This window comes from Intestinirhabdus alba (assembly GCF_009711095.1).
GTDB lineage: Bacteria > Pseudomonadota > Gammaproteobacteria > Enterobacterales > Enterobacteriaceae > Intestinirhabdus > Intestinirhabdus alba.
This window is the reverse complement of record NZ_WMJZ01000023.1, coordinates 21,678-45,853: the sequence shown is the minus strand read 5'-3', so window position 1 is coordinate 45,853 and position 24,176 is coordinate 21,678. Positions and strand designations below refer to the sequence as shown.

Genomic DNA, 24,176 nt, shown 5'->3' with positions numbered 1-24,176 from the left:
CGCCCTCAGGCGGCCAGCACCTTCGCCACCGCCCGCGCAAAGCGCGCCATGCCGTCATCAATATCCGCCTCGTCCACCACCAGCGACGGGGCGAAACGCATCACGTCAGGCCCGGCGTTGAGCACCATCACTCCCGCCTCCGCCGCGGCATAGAGAAAATCCCGCGCCCGACCTTTGTACTGCGGCCTCAGCGCCGCGCCAATCAGCAGCCCCATGCCGCGAATATCGCTGAAAATTTCAAATTGCGCGTCAATCCGCCGCAGATGTTGAACAAATTTCTGCCGCTTAGCCCGTACGCCGTTTAACACGGCTGGCGTGTTGATAATATCAAACGCCGCCTCCGCCACCGCACAGGCCAGCGGATTGCCACCGTAGGTGGAGCCGTGGGAGCCGACGTGAAACGCAGAGGCGATCTCCTGGGTTGTCAGCACCGCGCTCACCGGGAAACCGCCGCCCAGCGCCTTAGCGCTGGTCAGGATGTCCGGCGTTACCTCGTAATGCATATAGGCGAACAGATCCCCGGTCCGCCCCATTCCGCACTGGACCTCATCAAATACCAGCAGGGCCTGATGCCGATCGCACAAGTCACGCAGCCCCTGCAAAAACGACGGGGTTGCCGCCGTCACGCCACCTTCGCCCTGAATCGGCTCCACTACTACCGCGCAGGTATGGTCATCCATAACCGCCTGCACCGCATGCAGATCGTTAAACGGCACGTGGATAATATCCGCCGGCTTCGGCCCGAAGCCGTCAGAATACTTCGGCTGGCCGTCTACGGAGACGGTAAACAGCGAGCGGCCGTGAAAGGCGTTATGAAAGGCGATGATTTTGCTTTTGAAGGGGCTATGGCGCACGCAGGCGTAGTGGCGCGCCAGCTTAAAGGCAGTTTCGTTGGCCTCGGTGCCGGAGTTCATAAACAGCACGCGCCCGGCGAAAGTCGCGTCGATCAGTTTGCGCCCCAGACGCAGGGCCGGCTCGTTGGTGAACACGTTGCTGGTGTGCCACAGGGTTTCGCCCTGAGCGTGAAGCGCCGCCACCAGCGCCGGATGGCAGTGGCCCAGCGCGGTCACCGCGATACCGCCCGCGAAGTCAACGTACTCTTTACCCTGCTGATCCCAGATCCGGCTGCCCCTGCCCTTTACCGGAATAAAATCCGCCGGAGCATAAATGGGCACGATAACCTCATCAAAGGTCGCGCGGGTAATTGCAGTTTGTTCAGTTGCCATCTTATAGCCACCCGGTTATGCCGAAAGAGATGTGAAAATATAATCACGAAATATGCATAAAAAATCACGCGATGGCAACTACAAATCAGCGGCGAAGAAAGTTCTCCAGCAGCAGGTGCCCCTGTTCGCTAAGAATGCTTTCCGGATGAAACTGCACCCCTTCCAGATCCCACTCACGGTGGCGAATCCCCATAATTTCCCCGGCTTCGCTCCAGGCCGTCACCTCAAAACAGGTGGGCAGCGTGGCGGGATCGACAATCAGCGAATGGTAGCGGGTAACCGTTAAGGGAGAACGAAGAGCGTGAAAAACCCCCTTTCCGCCGTGAATTATCGGCGAGGTCTTACCATGCATCACCCTGGCGGCGCGAACCACCGCCCCCCCGAACGCCTGGGCTATCGCCTGGTGCCCCAGGCAAACGCCGAGAATCGGTAGTCGACCGGCATACTGTTTAATCACCGCCAGCGAAATACCCGCCTCATCCGGCGTGCAGGGGCCGGGGGAGATAACGATCTTTCGCGGGGCGAGCGCCTCGATCTGCGCCAGATTTAGCCGATCGTTACGCCTGACCTGCACATGCGCGCCCAGCTCGCAAAAGTACTGGTAAAGGTTCCAGGTAAAAGAGTCATAATTGTCGATAAGCAGGATCATCGCGGCTCCGGTATAGCGGAAGAAACGCGCTATTTTACGCCGTTTCCCCGGCTTCGCTTACTGCTTGTCGAAATATCGCCTCAAGGGCCGCCGGATCGCCCATCGCGGCGCTCTGGTTGGCCTGCCGCCACTCCGCTACGCCAATTTCGCGCCAGTCCAGCGTATAGCCGGCGTGGATCGCCAGCTGTTCAAAGAAAATGCGCTGCGCCAGCCCATTGCCGAGGCGAAACGGGTGCAGAACGTTAATCTCGCCGTAGTACCAGGTCAGACGTTCAACGAACTTATCCTTCGGCAATCCGGCCAGGTAGCCCTCCTCCTCAAGGCGCTGCATCAGGACGTTGCCCTCTTTTTCGAGATAGGCGAAATGACAGAAGCGGGTTTCTCCCTCGTAGATATCAATTTCACGCAGCTGGCCCGCCCAGTCAAAAATATCCTGATAGAGCTGGCGGTGAATGGCGCACAGCCAGGGCAGGCCGCGTACCTGCGGCCCCAGTTCAATCGTGGCGGCGCGCAGGGCGGTCAGCTCCCGGGTCACCTGCTCAAGCCGCCGGGCCTGGCGAATCCCTAAGCGGTTGCGCAGCACGTTCAGGCCGGCGTAGAGTCCGGGATCGCGCCCGTCGCCATATTTATCGCTCATCGCGCCCCCTTAACGTCTCAATGCGCTGCAGCGCCTGTTCGGCGGTTAACGTCACCTGCGGAATATCTATCCCCTCAAGGCGGTAACTGGCCTGGAAATTCGCGTTGCGCAGCTGTTCCCACAGGCGGGATTTCTGTCTCTCGGTGAGCTTCTTCACTGGTGCTTCTCCGTCAGATCCCTGTTTGCACAAGGATGGCGTCGTTAAACATCAGGCCGCCTGTGCGGCGGCTACGGAATGACCCGGCACCTCCCTGAGCCTCGCCCTTACGGGCCGCCGCCTCGCGGCGTGGTTCATGGTCGTTTTGTCACGCTCCAGTCACAGAGTATAGCCAGTCATAGCCTGTGCTTCGGAAGATTACGTGCGGGCGCTCCCGTGGACAGCCTGCGGCGGCTCAACGCGCCGGGCGTTTTCAGATAAGAATAAGGTAGGCGGCGCTGCGCGGGCGCTGTGGCCCGCGCGGAGAAGCGTTACGGCAGAATCTTAGCGGAAAGGATAACGATGGGTTTTGAGGGGACATTCTGATAGGGACCAACGTTGTGCGTCTGCACCTGGGAAATCTTATCGGCCACCTCCATCCCTTTCACAACTTTCCCGAACACCGCATAGCCGAAATCGCGCTGGCCGTGATCGAGAAAAGCGTTGTCCGCAACGTTAATAAAGAACTGGCTGGTCGCGCTGTCTTTATCGGCGCTACGCGCCATGGCTATCGTGCCGCGCACGTTACGCAGCCCGTTGTCGGCTTCATTTTTAATCGGCGGGTTGGGCTTCTTCTGCTGCATCTGCTCGTTGAAACCGCCGCCCTGTACCATAAAGCCGGGGATCACGCGGTGAAAGGTAGTGTTGTTATAAAAGCCGCTGTTAACATAATTGACGAAGTTTTGTACGGAAACCGGTGCCTTTTGGCTGTTTAGCTCAAGCTCAATATTACCCGCGGAGGTGGAGAGCAGAACGTGTGGCTCCGCTTTCGCTGCCAGCGCTGCGGAAGAGAGGGCTGAAAGCGCGAAAACAGCTGCAACAGCCGCCAGTGTGGATTTGAGCATGTGATGTCCTTAAGTTGAGCAGAAACAAGTCTTTTTGATTCTAAAGAGCCTTCTATGTCAAGGCTATCCCTTTACCTAATTTTACCAATCTGAAACAAATGTAATCCGCTAAAGCCCGCTTTAAATGTGATTTAAGTCACTATTAAATATGCAACAAAAATAACAGTCATCAACAAACATTTAAATGAATCACAAAACATCCTAAAATCTGCCCGCGGAATCTCCTGCTCCTGCAAACCTTCAGAGCGCGGGCGCGATGCCACCGCCAACGGCTCTGAAGAATGACGTGTCTCTACACAGGCCAGCTATGACTAACATCAATCGCATCAAGCTCACTTGGATCAGCTTTCTCTCCTACGCCCTTACCGGCGCGCTGGTCATCGTCACCGGGATGGTGATGGGAAATATCGCGGAATACTTCCACCAGCCGGTCTCCGCGATGAGCAACACCTTCACCTTTCTGAACGCCGGGATCCTGATCTCTATTTTTCTCAACGCCTGGCTAATGGAAATCATCCCGCTGAAAACACAGCTGCGCTTTGGCTTTATCCTGATGGTGCTGGCGGTCATCGGGCTGATGGTCAGCCACAGCCTCGCTCTGTTTTCCGCCTCGATGTTCGTGCTGGGGCTGGTCAGCGGCATCACCATGTCGATCGGTACTTTCCTGATCACCCAGATGTACGAAGGCCGTCAGCGCGGTTCACGTCTGCTGTTCACCGACTCCTTCTTCAGCATGGCGGGGATGATCTTTCCGATCGTCGCCGCCTTCCTGCTGGCGCGCAGCGTGGAGTGGTACTGGGTTTACGCCTGCATTGGCCTGATCTATCTCGCTATCTTTATTCTGACCTTCGGCTGCAACTTCCCGGCGCTGGGCAGGCGCGCCCGGCAGAGCGACGCGCCGGTGGCAAAAGAGAAATGGGGCATCGGCGTGCTGTTTCTTTCCATCGCGGCGCTGTGCTATATCCTCGGCCAACTGGGCTTTATCTCCTGGGTGCCGGAGTACGCTAAAAGCCTGGGCATGAGCCTCAGCGACGCGGGCAATCTGGTAAGCGATTTCTGGATGTCGTACATGATCGGCATGTGGGCGTTCAGCGTTATTCTGCGCTTCTTCGACCTGCAGCGCATTCTTACCGTACTGGCGGGCATGGCGACGCTGCTGATGTATCTGTTCATCACCGGCGAGCCAGAGCATATGCCGTGGTTTATTTTAACCCTCGGCCTGTTCTCCAGCGCCATTTATACCTCGATTATTACCCTTGGCTCGCTGCAGACCAGGGTGGCATCGCCGAAGCTGGTAAATTTTGTGCTGACCTGCGGCACGATCGGCACCATGCTGACCTTCGTGGTGACCGGCCCAATCGTCGCCCACCGCGGCCCGCTGGCGGCGCTGATAACCGCCAACGCCCTGTATGCGGTCGTTTTTGTGATGTGCTTTGCGCTGGGCTTTGTCACCCGCCATCGTCAGCATAGCGCCCCGCTTCCCCGCTAATATGCCGCCCGGATAGCCGCTATCCGGGCCCCCCCCCCAGGCGGAAGTTGCCGCCGCCCTCTCTGCGCGCCGAAAACCCTGCACATTGTGTGAATTTTGCGCAATCATGAAAAGTCTGACATTTCCGTTACTTAAGAAAATCCAGAGAAATCAGCAATATAATCCTTAAGGGGTATATAAAGGTGAATTTGATTTGCATCAATAAGTGGGGTAGCTGAATCGATAAGGTAGGCGGTATTAGAATAGAAATTGAGGCAAAAATGAGCAAAGTCAGACTCGCAATTATCGGGAACGGCATGGTCGGCCATCGCTTTATTGAGGAGCTTCTTGATAAGGCCGACGCCAGCCGGTTCGATATTACCGTCTTCTGTGAAGAATCCCGCAAAGCCTACGACCGTGTCCACCTCTCCTCCTACTTCTCCCACCACACCGCCGAAGAGCTTTCTCTGGTACGTGAAGGATTTTACGAGAAGCACGGCGTGAAGGTGCTGGTGGGCGAGCGCGCCATCACCATCAACCGCCAGGAGAAAGTAATCCACTCCAGCGCCGGGCGCACGGTCTTCTACGACAAACTGATTATGGCGACAGGCTCGTATCCCTGGATCCCGCCGATTGCCGGCTCGGAAACCCAGGACTGCTTCGTTTACCGCACCATTGAAGATCTCAACGCCATCGAAGCCTGCGCCCGTCGCAGCAGGCGCGGGGCGGTGGTCGGCGGCGGCCTTCTGGGCCTCGAGGCCGCCGGAGCGCTGAAAAACCTCGGCGTCGAAACCCACGTGATCGAATTCGCCCCGATGCTGATGGCTGAACAGTTGGATCGCATGGGCGGCGAACAGCTAAAGCGCAAGATCGAAAGCATGGGCGTGCGCGTCCATACCAGCAAAAACACCAAAGAGATTGTTCAGGAAGGCAGCGAAGCGCGTAAAACCATGCGTTTTGCCGACGGTAGCGAGCTGGAGGTCGATTTCATCGTCTTCTCCACCGGTATTCGTCCGCGTGACAAGCTGGCCACCCAGTGCGGCCTTGACGTGGCGCAGCGCGGCGGCATCGTGATTAACGACGCCTGCCAGACCTCCGATCCTGACATCTACGCCATCGGCGAATGCGCCAGCTGGAACGACCGCGTTTACGGCCTGGTTGCGCCGGGCTATAAAATGGCGCAGGTTGCCGTGGATCACCTGCTCGGAACCGAAAACGCCTTTGAAGGCGCGGACCTGAGCGCCAAGCTAAAGCTGCTGGGCGTTGACGTAGGCGGTATCGGCGATGCTCACGGCCATACGCCGGGCGCGCGTAGCTACGTTTATCTCGACGAAAGCAAAGAGGTCTACAAGCGCCTCATCGTCAGCCAGGACAACAAAACCCTGCTCGGAGCGGTGCTGGTTGGCGACACCAGCGATTACGGCAATCTGCTGCAGCTGGTGCTGAACGCCATCGAGCTGCCGGAAAATCCGGACTCGCTGATCCTGCCGGCTCATGCCGGAAGCGGCAAGCCGTCGATCGGCGTGGATAAACTGCCGGACAGCGCCCAGATCTGCTCCTGCTTCGACGTCACCAAGGGGATGCTGGTGGCCGCCATTAACAAGGGCTGCCATACCGTGGCGGCCCTGAAGGCAGAAACCAAAGCCGGCACCGGCTGCGGCGGCTGCATTCCGCTGGTGACCCAGGTGCTGAACGCCGAGCTGGCCAAACAGGGCATCGAGGTTAACCACAGCCTGTGCGAACACTTCCCTTACTCTCGCCAGGAGCTGTTCCACCTGATCCGCGTTGAAGGCATTAAAACGTTCGAGGAGCTGCTGGCAAAACATGGCAAAGGCTACGGCTGCGAAGTATGCAAGCCCACCGTCGGCTCTCTGCTGGCCTCCTGCTGGAACGAATACATTCTGAAACCGCAGCACACGCCGCTGCAGGACACCAACGACAACTTCCTGGCCAATATCCAGAAAGATGGCACCTACTCGGTGATCCCGCGCTCCGCCGGCGGTGAAATTACCCCGGAAGGCCTAATGGCGGTGGGCCGCATCGCGGCAGAATTTAATCTGTACACCAAGATTACCGGCTCCCAGCGCATCGGCCTGTTCGGCGCGCAGAAGGACGATCTGCCGGAGATCTGGCGTCAGCTGATTGACGCGGGCTTCGAAACCGGCCACGCCTACGCCAAGGCGTTGCGGATGGCGAAAACCTGCGTCGGCAGCACCTGGTGCCGCTACGGCGTGGGCGACAGCGTCGGCTTCGGCGTAGAGCTGGAGAACCGCTACAAGGGCATCCGTACTCCGCACAAAATGAAGTTCGGCGTCTCCGGCTGCACCCGCGAATGCGCAGAGGCCCAGGGTAAAGACGTCGGCATCATCGCGACCGAAAAAGGCTGGAACCTCTACGTCTGCGGCAACGGCGGGATGAAGCCGCGCCACGCCGACCTGCTGGCGGCTGATATCGATCGCGAAACGCTGCTCAAATACCTCGACCGCTTTATGATGTTCTACATCCGTACGGCGGATAAACTCACCCGCACCGCGCCGTGGCTGGACAATCTGGAAGGTGGCATCGACTACCTGAAGTCGGTCATTATCGACGACAGCCTGGGCCTGAACGCCCATCTGGAAGAAGAGATGACGCGCCTGCGCGAAGCGGTGGTTTGCGAGTGGACCGAAACCGTCAACACCCCGTCCGCCCAGGGCCGCTTCAGACACTTTATTAACAGCGACAGGCGCGACCCGAACGTTCAGGTGGTTCCTGAGCGCGAGCAGCATCGTCCGGCCGCGCCGTACGAACGTATTCCGGTAACTCTGGTGGAGGAAAAGGCATGAGCCAGTGGGTTAACATCTGCAATATCGATGACATTCTGCCCGCCACCGGCGTCTGCGCCCTGCTGGGCGACAGGCAGGTGGCGATTTTCCGGCCCTGGCACAGCGACCAGGTGTTTGCCATCAGCAACATCGATCCGTTCTTTGAAGCCAGCGTGCTCTCGCGCGGGCTGATTGCCGAACATCAGGGCGAGCTGTGGATCGCCAGCCCGCTGAAGAAGCAGCGTTTCCGCCTCAGCGACGGCCTGTGCATGGAGGACGAAAGCCGCTCCGTGGCGCACTATGAGGCCCGCGTGAAGGACGGCGTGGTGCAGCTGCGCGGTTAACCCCCTTTGGGAGGCACAGCGCCTCCCTTTTTTAACGACCTGTCCGGCCACGCTTTCTGATAGCAGGAGCAATCCCTGCAGCGCAACGCCTGTCCCAACCCGGACGGCAGCGGGCCATACCTTGTCCGGCGTCGTATTCACGGGCCAGGGTTATTGGTATGCTACGCCAACGGCCGGGCGGCAGACGCCCGCCACGCTTAAACAAACCGAGGCAACAGCCAATCATTAAGGAGTAATGTCGTGGATCATTTGCCCATATTTTGTCAACTTCGCGATCGCGACTGCCTGGTTATCGGCGGCGGCGACGTCGCGGAACGTAAGGCGCGGCTGCTGCTGGAGGCGGGAGCCAGGCTGACGGTCAACGCGCTGACGTTTATTCCACAGTTCACCGTATGGGCGAATGAAGGCATGCTGAGGCTGGTCGAGGGGCCGTTCGACGAGGCTCTGCTCGATTCCTGCTGGCTGGTCATCGCCGCCACCGACGACGGTGCCGTAAACCAGCGGGTCCGCGATGCCGCCGAGGCGCGCCGCATCTTCTGCAACGTGGTGGACGCCCCGACGGCCGCCAGCTTTATTATGCCCTCGATTATCGACCGCTCACCGCTGATGGTGGCCGTCTCCTCCGGCGGCACCTCGCCGGTGCTCGCCCGCCTGCTGCGGGAAAAGCTGGAATCCCTGCTGCCCCAGCATCTGGGTCAGGTCGCAGCCTATGCCGGCAGGCTGCGTTCCCGGGTAAAACAGCGGTTCGCCACGATGGGGGAACGTCGCCGCTTCTGGGAAAAGCTATTCGTTAACGACAGGCTGGCCCAGTCGCTGGCCAACGGCGACGGGCAGGCGGTGGATGAGACAACGGAGCGGCTGCTCAGCGAACCGCTGGATCACCGGGGCGAAGTGGTGCTGGTGGGGGCCGGCCCCGGCGACGCCGGGCTACTCACCCTGAAAGGGCTGCAGCAGATCCAGCAGGCGGACGTGGTGGTGTATGACCGCCTGGTCTCCGACGACATCATGAACCTGGTGCGCCGCGATGCGGACCGGGTTTTCGTCGGCAAGCGGGCTGGCTACCACTGCGTGCCCCAGGAGGAGATCAACCAGATACTGCTGCGCGAGGCCCGGCAGGGTAAGCGCGTGGTGCGTCTGAAAGGCGGCGATCCCTTTATCTTCGGCCGCGGCGGCGAAGAGCTGGAAACCCTCTGCCACGCGGGCATTCCATTTTCCGTGGTGCCGGGCATTACCGCCGCCTCCGGCTGCTCCGCCTATTCCGGAATCCCCCTCACCCACCGCGACTATGCCCAGAGCGTGCGGCTGGTTACCGGCCACCTGAAGACCGGCGGCGAGCTGGACTGGGAAAACCTGGCGGCCGAGAAGCAGACGCTGGTGTTCTATATGGGCCTGAACCAGGCGGCGACCATTCAGGAAAAACTGATAGCCTTCGGTATGCAGGCCGATATGCCCGTCGCGCTGGTGGAAAACGGCACGGCGGCGAATCAGCGCGTGGTCAACGGCGAGCTGTCTCAACTGGGAGAGCTGGCGCAGCAGGTGGCCAGCCCGGCGCTGATTATCGTCGGCCGCGTCGTCGGGCTGCGCAATAAACTGAACTGGTTTTCAAACCACTAAACGCTCTGATTTTGCACCAGGGCCAGCCGCGTCTGGCCTTTTTTATTGCCCGTTGGCCACGGCGGCCAGCCGCCGAGATGCCCGCCAGCCGCCGCGAGGCCCCCTCGCTTTATGACCTGCGCCTCGCCGGGCGAACCTCATACGGTTTTCTATAAAGACGCGGACTCAGCCCCTCTCCGGCGACTCGCCTGCCCGCTCCGCCCGCCCGCAGGGTACGATCCGGATTGGGCATTTGTCTGAATTCGGACTTTTTTCTTTTCCTTTTTATTACAATGAATTACAAACCAGGCACCGTAGATAGTCACCTGTCGTACTGACGTCACAGAAATATTACGATATCGTCTTAGCCGGGCAGCAAATTATATGCGCTTCTTCAATAAGTTAATGATAATATTTTTCATACATAGGGAATGTTAAATGACTAAGTTTTTTAAAATTGCGCTGATTGGCGCGGCACTGGCTACTCTGACAGCATGTACCGGTCACGTGGAAAATCGTAATAAAACCTGCTCCTACGATTACCTGCTGCACCCGGCTATTTCAATTTCTAAAATCATTGGCGGCTGCGGCCCGACAGCTGAGTAATCGCGGAACGCATCTGTAATCCGTTGAAAACCGGGAATTTAAATTTCCCGGTTTTTTTCGTCGCCTGCTGCGGTTTCGACCAGCCGCACCGCGCGCCGCCTTCAGGGTGACAGAAGGGGGATGAATGATGAACATCCTTGTCCCACACCGAAGACGACCTGCGGTCGGGCAAATTCTTTCCTGACGAATTTGTCGCTCGCTTGCCGCGTGATTCGGCCTGCGGCCTCACCCCTTCGGGGCCAGCCCGGGGGCTGTTCAAAACGCGCTGCGTTTTGTCCTGCAACTCGAATTATTTAGGGTATATATTTCGTATCCCTGTAAAAATATTCCCTCTTAACACTTCCCTGATGCAAAAAGGTGATCCAGATTGACTAATCGGGTCGGCAAAGTGCTTATAATCGAATCGACAGCCTGGCTGTTTTATAATTTTTTAGCGTGATGATACCTGTCCATATCGTTATTCGCTATTCATGTTAATACGACAAGGATAAATTAATGGCCGCCGGTAATACGTGTGATTTCAGCGTCCACAGCAACAGGTTTGCAACGGTTCACGACAGCTTATCGCCGCTCGTGCGGGGTAAAGCGTAATGACCCAGAATAATATTAGCGAACCAACAGAGCTGTTTACTGAACGCGATCTTCGCCAGCTTCAGCCTCGCCGCGGAAGCGTCGTTCAGCGCTGGCAGGATTATATTATCTGTCTGCTGCCGCTGCTCAGCGGGTTTTTAGCTATTCTTGAATACATCGCCGTGCCCAACCTGGCCGGCAATGAAAGCACTTCAGCCTATCTCTGTCTGCTGCTCTTTTTACTTCTGCTGCTGAGCCTGACGCTGATTATTGCTATTAATCATCCGGGCCTGTTTGCCGTTTTACGCTATAAGTCCCCCTTCTACACGTTTATCTTTCTGTTGCTGATCGTCTGGGACTATCTGACGCTAAAAACCGGCACCCTGCTGTTGCCCTACTTCCCGTGGGTGGACCAGATATTAGTCGCTTGTATTGACGATCGCGCCTACCTGACGGAGTGCGCTCTCAACTCATTAATCCTGCTGTTTAGCGGCTACCTCGCCGGAACGTTAAGCGGATTATTAACCGGCGTCGCCTGCGGCTACAGTAAGCGCGTCAATTACTGGATTGCGCCATTCATGCGCCTGCTGGGGGCGATACCTTCCACCACCTGGATCCCGGTGGTGATGGTGCTTGCCGCCTCGCTGTTCAAGGGAAGCGTTTTTATTATTGCGCTGGGCGTCTGGTTTTCGGTGACGCTGGCAACCATTACCGGCATTACTCATATTGAAAAAGCCTATTTCCAGGCCGCAAAGACGCTGGGCGCTACGGAGCCACAGCTTATTTTCCGCGTGGCCATCCCCTTTGCTTTGCCGGCTATTTTTCAGGGGCTGACGCAGGGAATGAGCTCTGCCTGTACGGCCCTGATGGTTGCCGAAATGATCGGCGTTGAATCCGGACTGGGCTGGTATATCTCGTGGCAAAAAAGCTGGGCGCAGTATGGCAAAATGTATGCGGCAATTATTTTAATTTGCATCATCTTTATTCTGGTTAATTATGCATTGTCACGCCTGAGGAGATACGTTTTACGCTGGCAGGACGGTGTTATACGGAATTAATTCATGCCAATATCTATGGGTCTGCGGCTGCACGCCGTATCAAAAGCCTTTTCCCGTCCCGGAAACGGCGCGTCGGTTTGCGTATTAAATACGATTAATTTAGCCATCGCGAAAGAAGAATTTGTTTGTATTGTCGGCCCCAGCGGATGTGGAAAAACAACGCTGCTGATGCTTATCGCCGGGCTTGAAACGGCAACCCGCGGTGAATTATCTCTCAATGAGGCGCTTATTACAGGCCCGTCCCCAGACCGCGCGGTTGTTTTTCAGAAGCCGCTGCTTTTCCCCTGGCTGACGGTGGAAAAAAACGTCTCGCTGGGCGCGCGTATGCAGGGAAAATACGCGCAATACGCCCCTACTATTCAACGTCTGATTCGGGCTGCGGGGCTGGAAGAGTTTAGCCACGCCTATCCCCATCAGCTTTCCGGCGGCATGGCGCAGCGCGTCGCGGTGATCCGCAGTATGGTCACCGACCCAGAAATTTTGCTGATGGATGAGCCGCTGGGGGCGCTGGACGCCTTTACCCGCATGAAAATGCAGGACGAAATCCTCGAAATGTGGCTGAAGAAAAGGCGCATGATGCTGCTGGTAACCCATGATATCGATGAAGCGATCTATATGGGCACCCGTATCCTGATCATGGAGCCGCGTCCGGGACGTATCAAACGGGATATCACAATTGATATGGATTACCCCCGCAACCGAACCAGCGGGCAGTTTCTTGCTTACCGCCAGCAAATTATGCAACTCCTCAATTTTAGCCATGCGGACGCTTAGGTCGCGCACTTACTCTACCAACGGGGGCTGATTATGCGCTTTTTAACCGCTAAGGACAGAAGTAACCGGGATTTTTCAAGACGAGAAGTATTAAAGATTGGTGCCGCCGTCGGCGCGCTGGCGGCATTCAGCTGTCCGGCAAGCCGGGCCTATCCGCTACTAACGGCTGCGGATGAAGATGCGGCATGGCGCAAGGAGCCGGCGTCAGGCCGGACGATCAACATCGGATTCAGCGAAGGGCTGTGCATTGGAACGCTCGGCGTCGCTCATGAGCTGGGGTTCTACGCCGATGAGGGGTTAAAAACGCAGCTGGTGCGCAGCAACACGACGGAAATCGACGCCCTGGGAACGGGCAAGGTCGATGCTTCGGCAGCGCACATCGCCTCGATGCTGGTTCCCGTCGCCAACGGCATCCGGGCGGTCTTTACCGCAGGCGTTCAGACCGGCTGTAAATCACTCTATGTGCTGGCGGCATCGGACATCCGCTCCACCCGCGATCTGGCGAAAAAAACCGTGGCCATTCCCGGCGGCATTGGCAATGCCGACCATAATATCGCGCTGCGCTTTTTTATCGCTGACCACGTCGATCCGCTGGCGATCAAATATAAAGTCACCGATCCCGGCGCGGCGGTGATGGCGATGGAGTCAGGCGAGATTCAGGGGGCCATCCTCAGCGATCAGTTCGCCAAAGGGTTTGTCGATAGCGGAACGCTAAGGATCGTGCGCTCAATTACCTTTGATGAGGACTTTAAGCACGAGGTCTGCTGCGTGCACGCCGTTTCCCGGGATCTCTATGAACAAAGCCCCATCACGGCGGCCAGGCTTACACGCGCCCATGAGCGCGCCAAAAAATGGGTGACGGCGAACCCGACGGAGACCGTGGCGATGATGCTTAAAAACCGCTGGGCCTCTGGCGATCCCTCGCTGGTGCGGGAAATGCTGCTGACCTATGACTTTACCGTGGATGCGCACACCACGGAGCGAACCATCGTCAGGGTGATCGACGACTATAAAAAGCTGGGGATTTTAAACAGCAGAATGGACACCGAAAAGCTCAAAAACCGGCTATGGGATCCAATGGGCGTGGGGGTCTGACCTGCGGCCTGCGCCCTGAGAACAGCAGCGCGCAGGCCCGTCGTGCTATTACGGCTTCGCCACAAAGCCAATGGCGTCGTACACCGCCTTCAGGGTGGCGGAAGCGCGAACGCTGGCCTTCTCCGCCCCCTCTTTCATCACCTTCTGCAGAAAGGCTTCGTCGTTGCGGAAGCGGTGATAGCGCTCCTGCAGCTCGGTCAACATACCGGAAACGGCCTCCGCCACTTCCCCCTTCAGGTGACCATACATCTTGCCTGCAAAATGCTGCTCAAGCTGCGGAATGCTCTGGCCGGTAACGGCGGAAAGAATGTCCAGCAGATTGGAGACGCCGGCTTTGTTCTGCAGATCGTAGCGCACCACCGGCGGCTCGTCGGAATCGGTCACCGCGCGTTTGATCTTCTTCACCACCGACTTAGGATCTTCCAGCAGGCCGATCACGTTGTTGCGGTTGTCGTCCGACTTGGACATCTTCTTCGTCGGCTCCAGCAGGGACATCACCCGCGCGCCGGATTTCGGAATAAACGGCTCCGGCACCTTGAAAATCTCGCCGTACAGGGCGTTAAAGCGCTGGGCGATATCGCGGCTCAGCTCCAGATGCTGCTTCTGGTCTTCGCCGACCGGCACCTGGTTGGTCTGGTAAAGCAGAATGTCGGCCGCCATCAGTACCGGATAGCCAAACAGCCCGGCGTTGATATTCTCCGCATAGCGCGCGGACTTATCCTTGAACTGCGTCATGCGGCTCAGCTCGCCGAAGTAGGTATAGCAGTTCAGCGCCCAGCTCAGCTGCGCGTGCTCCGGCACGTGGGACTGTACGAAGATGGTGCTTTTTTCAGGATCGATGCCGCAGGCCAGGTAAAGCGCGAGAGTATCCAGCGTCGCTTTCCGCAGCTGCTGCGCGTCCTGGCGCACGGTAATGGCATGTTGGTCAACGATGCAGTAGATGCAATGGTAGTCATCCTGCATGTTTACCCACTGACGCAGCGCACCCATGTAGTTGCCAATGGTCAGTTCACCTGAGGGCTGTGCGCCACTAAAAACGATGGGCTTAGTCATTTTTCGATTCCTGATTTTCGCTATGCGGTAGCCCAAGTGCGGGCAATAGTTCATTAAAGGTGTGGAAAACCACGTCCGGTTGGCTGAGGTCGATAGCTTCGCCGTAGTTGTAGCCGTAGGTCAGGCCAACCGACGGACAGCCGGCCGCTTTGGCAGCCTGGATATCATTACGCGAATCGCCGACAAAGAGCAATTGCGCCGGCGCAATCCCCATCAGGCTCGCCACACGCAGCAGCGGCTCCGGGTGCGGCTTTTTGTTCTGCACGTCGTCGCCGCCAATAACCACGCTAAAATAGCCGGCGATATCCAGCGCTTCCAGCAGCGGCGCAACGAACGGCGACGGCTTGTTGGTCACCAGCCCCAGCGGCAGCTCCTTGGCGCGCAGAGCGGCCAGCGTTTCGACCACCTGGGGGAACAGGAAGGTTCCCTCTTCGGCGACCTCGGCATAGTAGCGGTCGAACAGCCTGCGCATTATGCGCGCCTGCGCTTCGACGGGGCCTTCCTCATCGATCGGCGATTTACCCACGGCTTCACGCAGCGTGTCCCGCTCCCGGCGCGCCCAGACGAGCGCGCGCTCCATCAGCACATCGGCACCGTTGCCGATCCAGGTTATCACCCGCGCCTCACCCGCCGTCGGCAGCTCCAGCGCATAGAGCGCCATGTCCACTGCGGCGGCTAATCCCGGCGCGCTGTCCACCAGCGTGCCGTCGAGATCAAAGGCGATGCCCTGAATATCCTGCAGTTTATTCATGACTTACCTTTGCCAGTTCGCTGCGCATTTCATCAATGATTTTTTTGTAGTCCGGCTGGCCGAAAATAGCGGAACCGGCCACGAACATATCGGCCCCCGCCGCGGCGATTTCGCCAATATTGCTCGCCTTCACGCCGCCGTCCACCTCCAGGCGGATATCGTAGCCAGAGGCGTCGATGCGGCGGCGCACTTCACGCAGCTTATTCAGCGTTTGTGGAATAAAAGACTGCCCGCCGAAGCCGGGGTTAACGGACATCAGCAGGATCACGTCGAGCTTATCCATGACATAGTCCAGATAGCTGAGCGGCGTGGCGGGATTGAACACCAGCCCCGCCCTGCAGCCGTGCTCTTTAATCAGCTGAAGCGTGCGGTCAACGTGCCCGGACGCTTCCGGATGAAAGGTAATAATGCTGGCACCCGCCGCGGCAAAATCCGGCACGATACGATCGACCGGCTGAACCATCAGATGCACGTCAACAGGGGCCGTGATGCCGTAGTCACGCAGCGACCTGAGGACCATCGGGCCGATGGTCAGGTTCGGAACATAGTGGTTATCCATGACGTCGAAATGCACGACGTCCGCACCGGCGGCCAGCGCCTTCGCCGTATCTTCGCCCAGACGGGCAAAATCAGCCGACAGAATAGAGGGGGCGATCAAATACTGTTTCATCCGCTTCTCCTTAAGAGTTATTTTTTCGCAGGCGTTGCGGCTCCTGGTTTGTACAATGCCAGCAGTTCGTTCACCTTTTTACGTGTGCCGCCGTTGCTGCTTATACTGCGCTGAACTTTAACGACGTGCAGTTTTGCCAGTTGATACCACTCGCGCGTCAGCGCCGTGTCGTGGTTAGAGATCAGCACCGGAATGCGGTTGTTGACCAGGCCCTCGGCAATTTCCGCCAGATGCGCCTGCTGCGTCAGGCTAAAGCTGTTGGTGTGGTATGCCGTAAAGTTCGCCGTGGCCGACAGCGGCGCATAGGGCGGATCGCAATACACCACCGAGCTGCCGTCCGCCCGGGCCATGCTTTCGGCATAGGATTCGCAGTAGAAAAAGGCATTCTGCGCCTTTTCCGCAAAGTGATACAGCTCCGCTTCCGGAAAATAGGGGCGCTTGTAGCGACCAAACGGCACGTTGAACTCACCGCGCAGGTTATAGCGGCACAGGCCGTTATAGCCAAAGCGGTTCAGGTACAGAAACAGCACCGCGCGCCGAAACGGCTCCTGGCAGGCGTTAAACTCATCGCGCAGCTGATAGTACACTTCGGCCCGGTTGGTCGCGGGCGAAAACAGCTCGCGCGAGGCGTGCACGTACTCTTCCGTACAGCTCTTTACGATGTTGTAGAGACTGATCAAGTCGCTGTTGATATCGGCGAGGATATAACGAGAAAAGTCAGTATTGAGAAACACCGACCCGGCCCCGACAAAGGGCTCAACCAGACATTCGCCCTCGGGTAAATGCCGTTTAATATCATCAAGCAGAGGGTATTTCCCCCCTGCCCACTTCAAAAAAGCGCGTTTTTTCTTCATGCTGACTAACTAATTACACCTTCTCCGGCTGTGGAGAAAGCTCCGACAGCATCCTGCGCTGTAGTCTGGTCCCGCAATGGACGAAACGTCGACCCATTGCGGGACGCAGCCTGTATTACTTCAGATCGGCCTGTACCTGACGCAGCGGTTTTGCCCACGGATTTTTTGCCTGCACATCGGCCGGCAGCGTCGATACCGCGCGTTTCGCATCCTCTTTCGAGGCATACACGCCCGTCACCAGAACATACCACGGTTGCCCGTTGCGCGTCGTCTGGTAAACCACATAGTTTTTCAGATTCTCTTTCTTCGCCCAGCCGTTCAGATTGTCGTAGTTAGAGGAGCTGCTAAGCTGCAGGGTGTAGTGGCCGGCAGGCGCAGACTTCAGCGCGCCAACGTTACCTGTGCTTTTGGCGCTATTCGTCGCCGTTTGTGCAGGCACCGGGCTGGCAGTCGCTTTCGCCGCCGGCGTCGCGGTTTGCGCAGGCGCTGCGCTGGCGGTCGCCTTCGGCGCGGTGGTTGCTGCCGGTGCGGAACTCACCGCCGGAGCCTTCGGCATCGCGGCAGGTTCGCTGGGTTTCGCCTGGGCGGCGGGCTTCGACCCGGCCGGCGTCGTTCTGGCGGCAGGCTGGGTTTTCTTCGGCTCGATCGCCGTCTGCTTACGCTCCGGGCGCGCCGGGGCGGTATGATGCGCGGCGGTCTGACGCGGCGCGCTGTCGCTATGGGATGGCACGACCGGATGGGGCTGGGCGCTGCCGCCGCGAACCGGCGCAACGGTTGCAGGCTCGGTCGGCAGCGTGGAGTTAACCACCGCGTCATTGATCTGCGGAGCGTCCTGGGTCAGGGCGTTATTCAGATTGCCCTGTACCTCGACGCGCTGCTGGCCTTCGCTGACGGCGGGTGCCTGGCCCTGGGTCGGCGTAGAGGCGATCGGTGGCAGAGCGATATCCTGCCGGGAACCGCCCGCCGTCTGTTCAGCGGAGGCGGCGTCCGTCGCGGTCTGAGAGCGGATATTCCGATCGGCGTCATCATCGCCGGAAAGCGCGATGCTCCTTTCACCGGATGCCGTCTGGTTCCCGGAAGGGGAGGTGGGGGATTTCAGGGCGGAGCCGATGCCAACAATAAGCAGCAGGAGTACCAGCACGCCGATGCCCATCATCATGTATTGACGGGATGCGGGGGTAGCGGCGGCCTTTTTTTGCCGGCGCGGATAGCGCTCAGCGCGCTCCTCGCCCACGATATCATCGCTGGATTCATACTCGTCTTCACGCGCTCGCTCGTTCAGGCGAGTCTGACGCCCGCGGGCCGGACGGCGCTCGTCCTCGTCCAGATCGACGTCATCGAAGTTGATCTGCGGCTCACCGCGTTCAGAAGCCTGACGAGAACGACCAGTGCGACGATCGCCGGGATCGGGTTTCAGCTCGTCTTCTGGTTTGAATTCATCCATTTAACACCCCGCTCAAAGGTTAGCGCTTACCACGTTGCCGCTAACCTGAATTTACGCGATCGCCACATGGCCGCAGCGATCTGACCTTTCTTGTTGTTACGCCTGCTGACAGTCAGCAATAGCGCTAAGAACGACTTCATGCGGCACTCCGCCGCGCACTTCGCTTTTCCCTATCGCCAGCGGGAGCACTAAACGTATCTCCCCCGCCAACGTTTTTTTATCACGCAGCATGTGCGGCAGCCAGGCCTGCGCCGACATCTCGCGCGGCCCGCAGGTTGGCAGGCCGGCGCGCTGGAGCAGGGCGATAATCCGCCCGGTGTCCGCCGCGTCAAACTGCCCTAAACGCTCAGACGTTCGCGCCGCCATGACCATTCCCGCCGCGACGGCTTCGCCGTGCAGCCAGTTGCCGTAGCCCATTTCCGCTTCGATAGCGTGACCGTAGGTATGCCCCAGATTCAGTAAAGCACGTAAGCCGGTTTCGCGCTCGTCCGCGGCGACAACTTCGGCCTTCAGCTCGCAGCAGCGGCGAATACAGTATGCCATCGCCGGGCCGTCGAGACGCAGGAGCGCGTCCAGATTCTCTTCCAGCCAGCGGAAAAATTCACCGTCGAGAATAATGCCGTACTTGATGACCTCCGCCAGCCCCGACGCCAGCTCGCGCGCGGGCAGGGTTTTCAGGCAGTCGAGATCCACCACCACGGAGGCGGGCTGATAAAACGCGCCGATCATGTTTTTGCCGAGGGGATGGTTGACCGCAGTTTTGCCGCCGACGGAGGAGTCGACCTGCGACAATAAGGTGGTTGGTACCTGGATGAAGCGTACGCCGCGCTGATAGCTGGCGGCGGCAAAGCCGGTGAGATCGCCAATCACGCCGCCGCCAAGGGCTACCAGCGTGGTATCGCGACCGTGGGATTTCTCCAGCAGCGCGGTAAATACGGTATCCAGCACCGCCAGGCTTTTATAACGCTCGCCGTCGGGAAGAATGACGCTGTCAACTCTGACACCCGCCTGCTCAAGCGCGCGGCGAACCTTGTCAAGGTACAGGGGAGCCAGAGTTTCGTTGGTCACCAGCATGGCCCGCTCGCCTGACTTTAGCGGTAAGAACGAGGCTGGCTCGTTGAACAAACCGGCCGCTATGGCAATGGGGTAACTACGTTCCCCGAGCGTAACAGTAATCCTCTCCATGACGCGACATCCACCTTAATGACTTGCACCCGCGAACCGGGTGCCTGTAAAGCCTGAATCAGCTGCTTTCCAGCATATGAATGATCTGGTTTGCCACAACCTTAGCGCTCTGATCGTCAGTGCGAATGGTTACATCGGCAACCTCTTCATACAACGGGTTGCGCTCGTTGGCCAGCGCTTCAAGCACCTCGCGAGGCGGAGCCTCAACCTGCAGCAACGGACGTTTTTTATCGCGCTGCGTACGCGACAGCTGTTTTTCGATAGTCGTTTCAAGATAGACCACGACGCCGCGCGCGGAGAGACGATTACGGGTTTCACGCGATTTTACAGAACCACCGCCGGTGGCCAGCACAATACCCTGTTTTTCCGTCAATTCGTTGATAATTTTCTCTTCACGATCGCGGAAGCCGTCTTCGCCCTCTACGTCGAAGACCCAGCCCACATCAGCTCCGGTTCGTTTCTCAATCTCCTGATCAGAATCATAAAATTCCATATTGAGTTGTTGAGCTAACTGCCGCCCAATAGTGCTTTTTCCGGCACCCATAGGCCCAACCAGAAAGATATTGCGTTTCTCTGCCATTTTTTCGGTACTACTAAGACTATTCGTTAATGATAAACCCGCGTCGCGGACACTGAGCGCTGCAGGACATGAACTGAAACCTCATAAGATATTGCGAGAGTCAGACTGAAAATTATCTCAATACTCAAGCGGGTTTGGCAACTGAATAAATCGCCATCCCCCCGCTTTTCAGGCCGCGACAAGCGTGGCGTTGCGCAAACATCAGACCCATTGAAAAGCGGCGCGGCCAGACAAGACGAAACGGGCCAGGAACATACTGCCGGAAAGGCAAAGGGTATTTATGTACACATGAGCGATGAAAAGTACCGACTCTCAAATCGGTACTCCTTGTATGCTAAATACCTCCGTACGTCAAATCTCTGCGCCGGGTAAATTGCAAAAGCAGCGGCGCTGAATGCCTCAATTATTCGTTCGGGACCAGCCGTGGCGTGATAAAAACCACCAGTTCGCGGCGCTCATTTTCTTTGCCATCATGACGGAACAGCTGGCCGAGCCAGGGGATATGCCCCAGCAGCGGCACGCTCTCTTTGTCGGACCGGCTTTTGCGCGAAAAAATGCCTCCCAGCGCGAGGGTTTCACCGCTGTTGACCTCCACCTGGGTTTCAATCTCCTGCTTATCGATGGTCATTATTTCGCCGTCCGCCTGCTGCAGCACCTGCCCCGGCACGTTCTGGCTGATGTGCAGCTTCAGACGAATACGCCCGTTCGCCAGCACCGTCGGCGTCACCTCCATCCCCAGCACCGCTTCTTTAAACTCCACCGACGTGGCACCGCTCTCCCCGCTGGAGACCTGATAGGGGATATCGCTGCCCTGCTTAATGCTGGCGGGCTGCAGGTGCGACGCCAGCAGCCGCGGGCTGGCGATAATATCAAGCTGCTGCTTTTGCTCCAGGGCCGACAGTTCCAGATCCAGCAGGCGACCGTTGATACGACCAATATTAAAGCCAACCCGCGTGGCGGCACCGATCACGGAAAGATCCCCGTTAATTCCGCTAACCTGGCCCTTAGCCCCCGCGCTCTGCGACTCCGCCAGGGTCCACTTGACCCCCAGCTCGCGCAGGCTTTTTTCGTTGATGGTCACGATATGCGCCGCCAGCTCAACCTGGGCCACCGGCAGGTCCATCTGCCGCACCCACTGCTCCAGCGTCGCCAGCGCGGCTTTATGGTCGCGAAGCAGCAGCCGGTTGGTGCGGCTATCCACGGTCATGCTCCCCCTGGCGCTCAGCAGCTTCTCGCCAAGCTTCGCCAGCTCGCCCGCATCGGCATAGCGCAGCGCGAGGCTGCGCTGCTCCAGCGGCAGATTCGCCTGCCGCCGCGCCTGCTCGGCCGCCTGACGCGCCGCGTTCTCATTCTGCCAGCTTACGGAATGGACGTGCAGAATATTGCCCTCCTGGCGCAGCACCAGTCCGGCGCTTTTTACCACCACCCGCAGCGCCTGCTGCCAGGGCACGTTCTGCAGACGTAATGAGATCGCGCCGCTGACGTCCGGCGAAACGATCAGATTTTTATTGTGCTGCTCGGCCAGCGCCTGCAGGACCTGCGCCACCGGCACCTCATCCACCACCAGGGTGACGTTGGGCGCTTTTGCCGCCTGTGCGCTGAAGAGAGCCGCCATCAGCGCCGCGGCGATCCATCGCTTCATCCACTTCTTCTCCTTGTCGCTGCCACCGCCACCGGGGCGGATCGCACTTTTTGTCGTTGATCAGGGTAATGCTCTGCATCGTCACCCGGGAGACCGTCCAACCGTTTTCCAGCACGTCATTGCGCTCCACCCGGTGCCACCTCTGCGCGCTGTCCCGGACGAGAGCGATGGGGCGCGCTCCGCAGCTCACCACCCCCTGATAACGCCACCCGGCAAGCTCCCCCGTGCGGCAGTGGTCTACAGGCGGCTGAAACGGATCGCGCAGGCCGGTCAACAGAAGTAACGAAACGCCCGCCAGCAGCCGCCTCATCGGCCCCGCTCCAGCTGCAGCGTCAGGCATAACGCATCACCATCCGGCTCAAGCGTGAAGCGGCTGACGCGCATATCCTGCGCCGCCAGGCGGACAAACAGCGGCCCCATCTCCGACCAGCGCATTCTGACGCTCAGCTCGCCCCCCGCGCCGGCAGGCTGCCAGCGCACCAGATGAACTGCCGGGGTCTGAAAGGCGAGCGGAGAGAAGGAAAGCGCCTGCGCCCGGGGAGCGTCGGCCCGGCGCTCCGGCAGGGCCGCCAGCTGCCGTAGCTCTGGCCACAGGGTGCGGTTGGCTTCCTGCTGTCGCAGCAGCGCCCCGACAACCGGCGGCCGCCCTCCGGGCAGGCCCAGGACCGCCAGCAGGCTCAGCGCCAGCGTCCAGCCGCCCCAGAAAAGGCAGCGCACCCGCGGTGACAAATTGCACCAGCCGTCAGTCAGCCTGCGCATCGTCGTCCGCCCTCGTTAGCTGATAGAAAAACTGCCAGCGCCCCTGGGCGTCCTGCTGCACGGCCCCGGTTCTGCTGAGCAAAAAGGCGGACTGGCGGTCTAGCGATTGCTCCAGCTCCGCCAGCGCCGCCAGGTTTAACGCCAGCCCCGTTAGCGACAGCGCCCCCTGCTGAAAGGCGATCTGCGTCAGCCACGCCCGCTCGGGCAGTAAGGCGGCAAGCCCCTGAAGCGCGGGCTGCCAGCGCCGGGTCTCATCCCGCAGCCGCGCTCTGCGCTCCGCTTCCAGCCACAGCAGACGGCGCGCCTGCAGGCGGAGTCTGGCGGCCTGCAGCGCGGCGGTACAGCGGGTCTCAGCGACATACTGGGCGTCACCGATCCGCCGCGCGGTCTCGGCCTTAAGGTAATAGCAAGACGAGATGCCGAAAACCGCCAGCAACGCGCCGACAAACCGCACGCTCCAGCGGCGCAGGCAGGCCGTTCGCCGGGCTTCGCGCCAGGGCAGGAGGTTGACCGGGCCGTTCATATCTGCACCTCGCCCAGCGCCAGCCCAAGCGCGACGGCAAAAGCATGGCCCCCGTCGGGAACGGGTGGCTGGCGGACGGAGACCGCGCGCCAGGGATCGAAATCATCCGGACGGCTGAAGGCGATCGCCTCAGGCGGGAGGGAGAGCTGCGCCGCCAGCGCCGTCGCATCGTCCAGCGTCCCGGCCGCCCTTCGTCCCCAGGCGTAGCGCGTGGCCCACAGCCACTGCGCCTCATCGCGCCAGACCAGACAGCGCTGTTCCGACGGCAGATAGGGCAGCAGGCGCTGCAGCGCACAGGCGTCCGGCGTCACGGCGGCAACCCGGAGGTTAAGGGTTTGCGCCAGCGTTAGCAGGGTCGCTATTTCCCGGCTTTGCACGGCGGTGACGTTAAAGGCCGGAGCGAGGGCGTCATCACCGTAGTCAAAGCGCAGCGCGTCCGATTCCATATTCAGCTCGCGGGCCAGCGTACCGCCCAGCCACGCGCTCTGCTCGCGCTCGCGCAGGGCCATGGAGGGACGCGGCAGGCTTTTCTGCACCGTACGACCGGTCGGGAAAGAGAGGTGCAGCCGGTGACGGCGGGGCAGTTCCCGGCTCCAGGGTCGCAGCGTCCGGGTAAGCAGCTCAGGGTCGCGAATATACCCGTCGTCAATCACCCCCGGCGTCAGCGGCAGACGCCACCAGCGCTGGAGCTGCCAGCCCGTCGCGAGTTTCGTCACGGCGACCGCCAGCGCCACATGCTGCTGAATATGAAGGCCAATTTTCCAGAATCTGAAAGCCATGATCGTCGATCTCCTTATCACCCGTCGCTCTTACGGGTATATCAATGCGTCTGGCTTGCCTTTATACTACC

At 59.1% G+C, this 24,176-nt stretch carries 25 protein-coding genes; 8 read left to right on the top strand and 17 right to left on the bottom strand.

The genetic code is table 11. From position 1 onward, the window contains the following. Positions 1–5: 5 nt before the first annotated feature. The 5 genes from argD to ppiA form a co-directional block, all read right to left on the bottom strand. Positions 6–1,226, bottom strand: coding sequence for a bifunctional acetylornithine/succinyldiaminopimelate transaminase (gene argD, locus GJV78_RS16040; protein ID WP_155109277.1), 1,221 nt, complete (start codon positions 1,224–1,226; stop codon positions 6–8). A gap of 85 nt (positions 1,227–1,311) precedes the next feature. Beyond that, positions 1,312–1,875: an aminodeoxychorismate synthase component 2 gene (gene pabA / locus GJV78_RS16035; protein WP_155109276.1), complete on the bottom strand. Its 564-nt coding sequence runs from the start codon at positions 1,873–1,875 to the stop codon at positions 1,312–1,314. A gap of 34 nt (positions 1,876–1,909) precedes the next feature. Further along, positions 1,910–2,512 (bottom strand): putative adenosine monophosphate-protein transferase Fic, encoded by a 603-nt coding sequence (locus tag GJV78_RS16030; RefSeq protein ID WP_155109275.1) that lies wholly within the window; start codon positions 2,510–2,512, stop codon positions 1,910–1,912. Beyond that, on the bottom strand, positions 2,502–2,669 hold the full coding sequence (locus GJV78_RS16025; protein WP_167519604.1) for a YhfG family protein: 168 nt from the start codon (positions 2,667–2,669) through the stop codon (positions 2,502–2,504). Before GJV78_RS16025 ends, GJV78_RS16030 begins: the two co-directional genes overlap by 11 nt. A gap of 311 nt (positions 2,670–2,980) precedes the next feature. After that, on the bottom strand, positions 2,981–3,553 hold the full coding sequence (gene ppiA, locus GJV78_RS16020; RefSeq protein ID WP_155109273.1) for a peptidylprolyl isomerase A: 573 nt from the start codon (positions 3,551–3,553) through the stop codon (positions 2,981–2,983). A 307-nt stretch (positions 3,554–3,860) separates the two neighbouring features. On the opposite strand from ppiA, the gene tsgA reads away from it, so the two are divergent. The 8 genes from tsgA (at position 3,861) to GJV78_RS15980 (ending at position 13,865) form a co-directional block, all read left to right on the top strand. After that, the gene (tsgA, locus tag GJV78_RS16015) at positions 3,861–5,042 is read left to right on the top strand and encodes an MFS transporter TsgA (RefSeq protein WP_155109272.1); all 1,182 of its coding nucleotides are present in this window, start codon (positions 3,861–3,863) and stop codon (positions 5,040–5,042) included. A gap of 260 nt (positions 5,043–5,302) precedes the next feature. Further along, positions 5,303–7,846, top strand: a complete 2,544-nt coding sequence (gene nirB / locus GJV78_RS16010; RefSeq protein WP_155109271.1) for a nitrite reductase large subunit NirB — start codon at positions 5,303–5,305, stop codon at positions 7,844–7,846. Next, positions 7,843–8,169 (top strand): nitrite reductase small subunit NirD, encoded by a 327-nt coding sequence (gene nirD / locus GJV78_RS16005; protein ID WP_155109270.1) that lies wholly within the window; start codon positions 7,843–7,845, stop codon positions 8,167–8,169. Before nirB ends, nirD begins: the two co-directional genes overlap by 4 nt. 240 nt (positions 8,170–8,409) lie before the next feature. Further along, positions 8,410–9,783, top strand: coding sequence for a siroheme synthase CysG (cysG, locus tag GJV78_RS16000; RefSeq protein WP_167519603.1), 1,374 nt, complete (start codon positions 8,410–8,412; stop codon positions 9,781–9,783). A 417-nt stretch (positions 9,784–10,200) separates the two neighbouring features. After that, complete coding sequence (locus GJV78_RS15995) at positions 10,201–10,368, top strand: YhfL family protein (protein ID WP_155109269.1); 168 nt, start codon at positions 10,201–10,203, stop codon at positions 10,366–10,368. A gap of 590 nt (positions 10,369–10,958) precedes the next feature. Then, the gene (locus tag GJV78_RS15990) at positions 10,959–11,996 is read left to right on the top strand and encodes an ABC transporter permease (protein ID WP_155109268.1); all 1,038 of its coding nucleotides are present in this window, start codon (positions 10,959–10,961) and stop codon (positions 11,994–11,996) included. A 3-nt stretch (positions 11,997–11,999) separates the two neighbouring features. Further along, positions 12,000–12,770: an ABC transporter ATP-binding protein gene (locus GJV78_RS15985; RefSeq protein WP_209439259.1), complete on the top strand. Its 771-nt coding sequence runs from the start codon at positions 12,000–12,002 to the stop codon at positions 12,768–12,770. Between the two features lie 33 nt (positions 12,771–12,803). After that, entirely contained in the window at positions 12,804–13,865 is a 1,062-nt protein-coding gene (locus tag GJV78_RS15980) for an ABC transporter substrate-binding protein (protein WP_155109267.1), read from the top strand. A 48-nt stretch (positions 13,866–13,913) separates the two neighbouring features. Here GJV78_RS15980 and trpS read toward each other — a convergent pair whose 3' ends face one another. The 12 genes from trpS to GJV78_RS15920 all read right to left on the bottom strand — a co-directional run bounded on the left by trpS (position 13,914) and on the right by GJV78_RS15920 (position 24,105). Next, a complete protein-coding gene (trpS, locus tag GJV78_RS15975) occupies positions 13,914–14,918 on the bottom strand; it encodes a tryptophan--tRNA ligase (RefSeq protein ID WP_155109266.1) in 1,005 nt (334 codons plus the stop codon). Then, complete coding sequence (gene gph / locus GJV78_RS15970) at positions 14,911–15,669, bottom strand: phosphoglycolate phosphatase (protein ID WP_155109265.1); 759 nt, start codon at positions 15,667–15,669, stop codon at positions 14,911–14,913. The genes trpS and gph overlap by 8 nt, the downstream gene beginning before the upstream one ends. Beyond that, on the bottom strand, positions 15,662–16,339 hold the full coding sequence (rpe, locus tag GJV78_RS15965; RefSeq protein WP_155109264.1) for a ribulose-phosphate 3-epimerase: 678 nt from the start codon (positions 16,337–16,339) through the stop codon (positions 15,662–15,664). The genes gph and rpe overlap by 8 nt, the downstream gene beginning before the upstream one ends. Before the next feature lie 17 nt (positions 16,340–16,356). Further along, a complete protein-coding gene (gene dam / locus GJV78_RS15960; protein WP_155109263.1) occupies positions 16,357–17,193 on the bottom strand; it encodes an adenine-specific DNA-methyltransferase in 837 nt (278 codons plus the stop codon). Positions 17,194–17,308: 115 nt separating this feature from the next. Continuing rightward, positions 17,309–18,637 (bottom strand): cell division protein DamX, encoded by a 1,329-nt coding sequence (damX, locus tag GJV78_RS15955; protein WP_155109262.1) that lies wholly within the window; start codon positions 18,635–18,637, stop codon positions 17,309–17,311. Between the two features lie 96 nt (positions 18,638–18,733). Next, positions 18,734–19,822, bottom strand: coding sequence for a 3-dehydroquinate synthase (gene aroB / locus GJV78_RS15950; RefSeq protein ID WP_155109261.1), 1,089 nt, complete (start codon positions 19,820–19,822; stop codon positions 18,734–18,736). 58 nt (positions 19,823–19,880) lie between these two features. After that, positions 19,881–20,402, bottom strand: a complete 522-nt coding sequence (aroK, locus tag GJV78_RS15945) for a shikimate kinase AroK (RefSeq protein ID WP_155109260.1) — start codon at positions 20,400–20,402, stop codon at positions 19,881–19,883. A gap of 403 nt (positions 20,403–20,805) precedes the next feature. Continuing rightward, complete coding sequence (hofQ, locus tag GJV78_RS15940; protein WP_155109259.1) at positions 20,806–22,044, bottom strand: DNA uptake porin HofQ; 1,239 nt, start codon at positions 22,042–22,044, stop codon at positions 20,806–20,808. Beyond that, a complete protein-coding gene (locus tag GJV78_RS15935) occupies positions 21,956–22,354 on the bottom strand; it encodes a HofP DNA utilization family protein (protein WP_155109258.1) in 399 nt (132 codons plus the stop codon). Before GJV78_RS15935 ends, hofQ begins: the two co-directional genes overlap by 89 nt. After that, positions 22,351–22,803, bottom strand: coding sequence for a HofO family protein (locus GJV78_RS15930; protein WP_155109257.1), 453 nt, complete (start codon positions 22,801–22,803; stop codon positions 22,351–22,353). Before GJV78_RS15930 ends, GJV78_RS15935 begins: the two co-directional genes overlap by 4 nt. Then, complete coding sequence (locus GJV78_RS15925) at positions 22,787–23,326, bottom strand: PilN domain-containing protein (protein WP_155109256.1); 540 nt, start codon at positions 23,324–23,326, stop codon at positions 22,787–22,789. Before GJV78_RS15925 ends, GJV78_RS15930 begins: the two co-directional genes overlap by 17 nt. Continuing rightward, positions 23,323–24,105, bottom strand: a complete 783-nt coding sequence (locus tag GJV78_RS15920) for a type IV pilus biogenesis protein PilM (RefSeq protein WP_155109255.1) — start codon at positions 24,103–24,105, stop codon at positions 23,323–23,325. Before GJV78_RS15920 ends, GJV78_RS15925 begins: the two co-directional genes overlap by 4 nt. Positions 24,106–24,176: the final 71 nt, after the last annotated feature.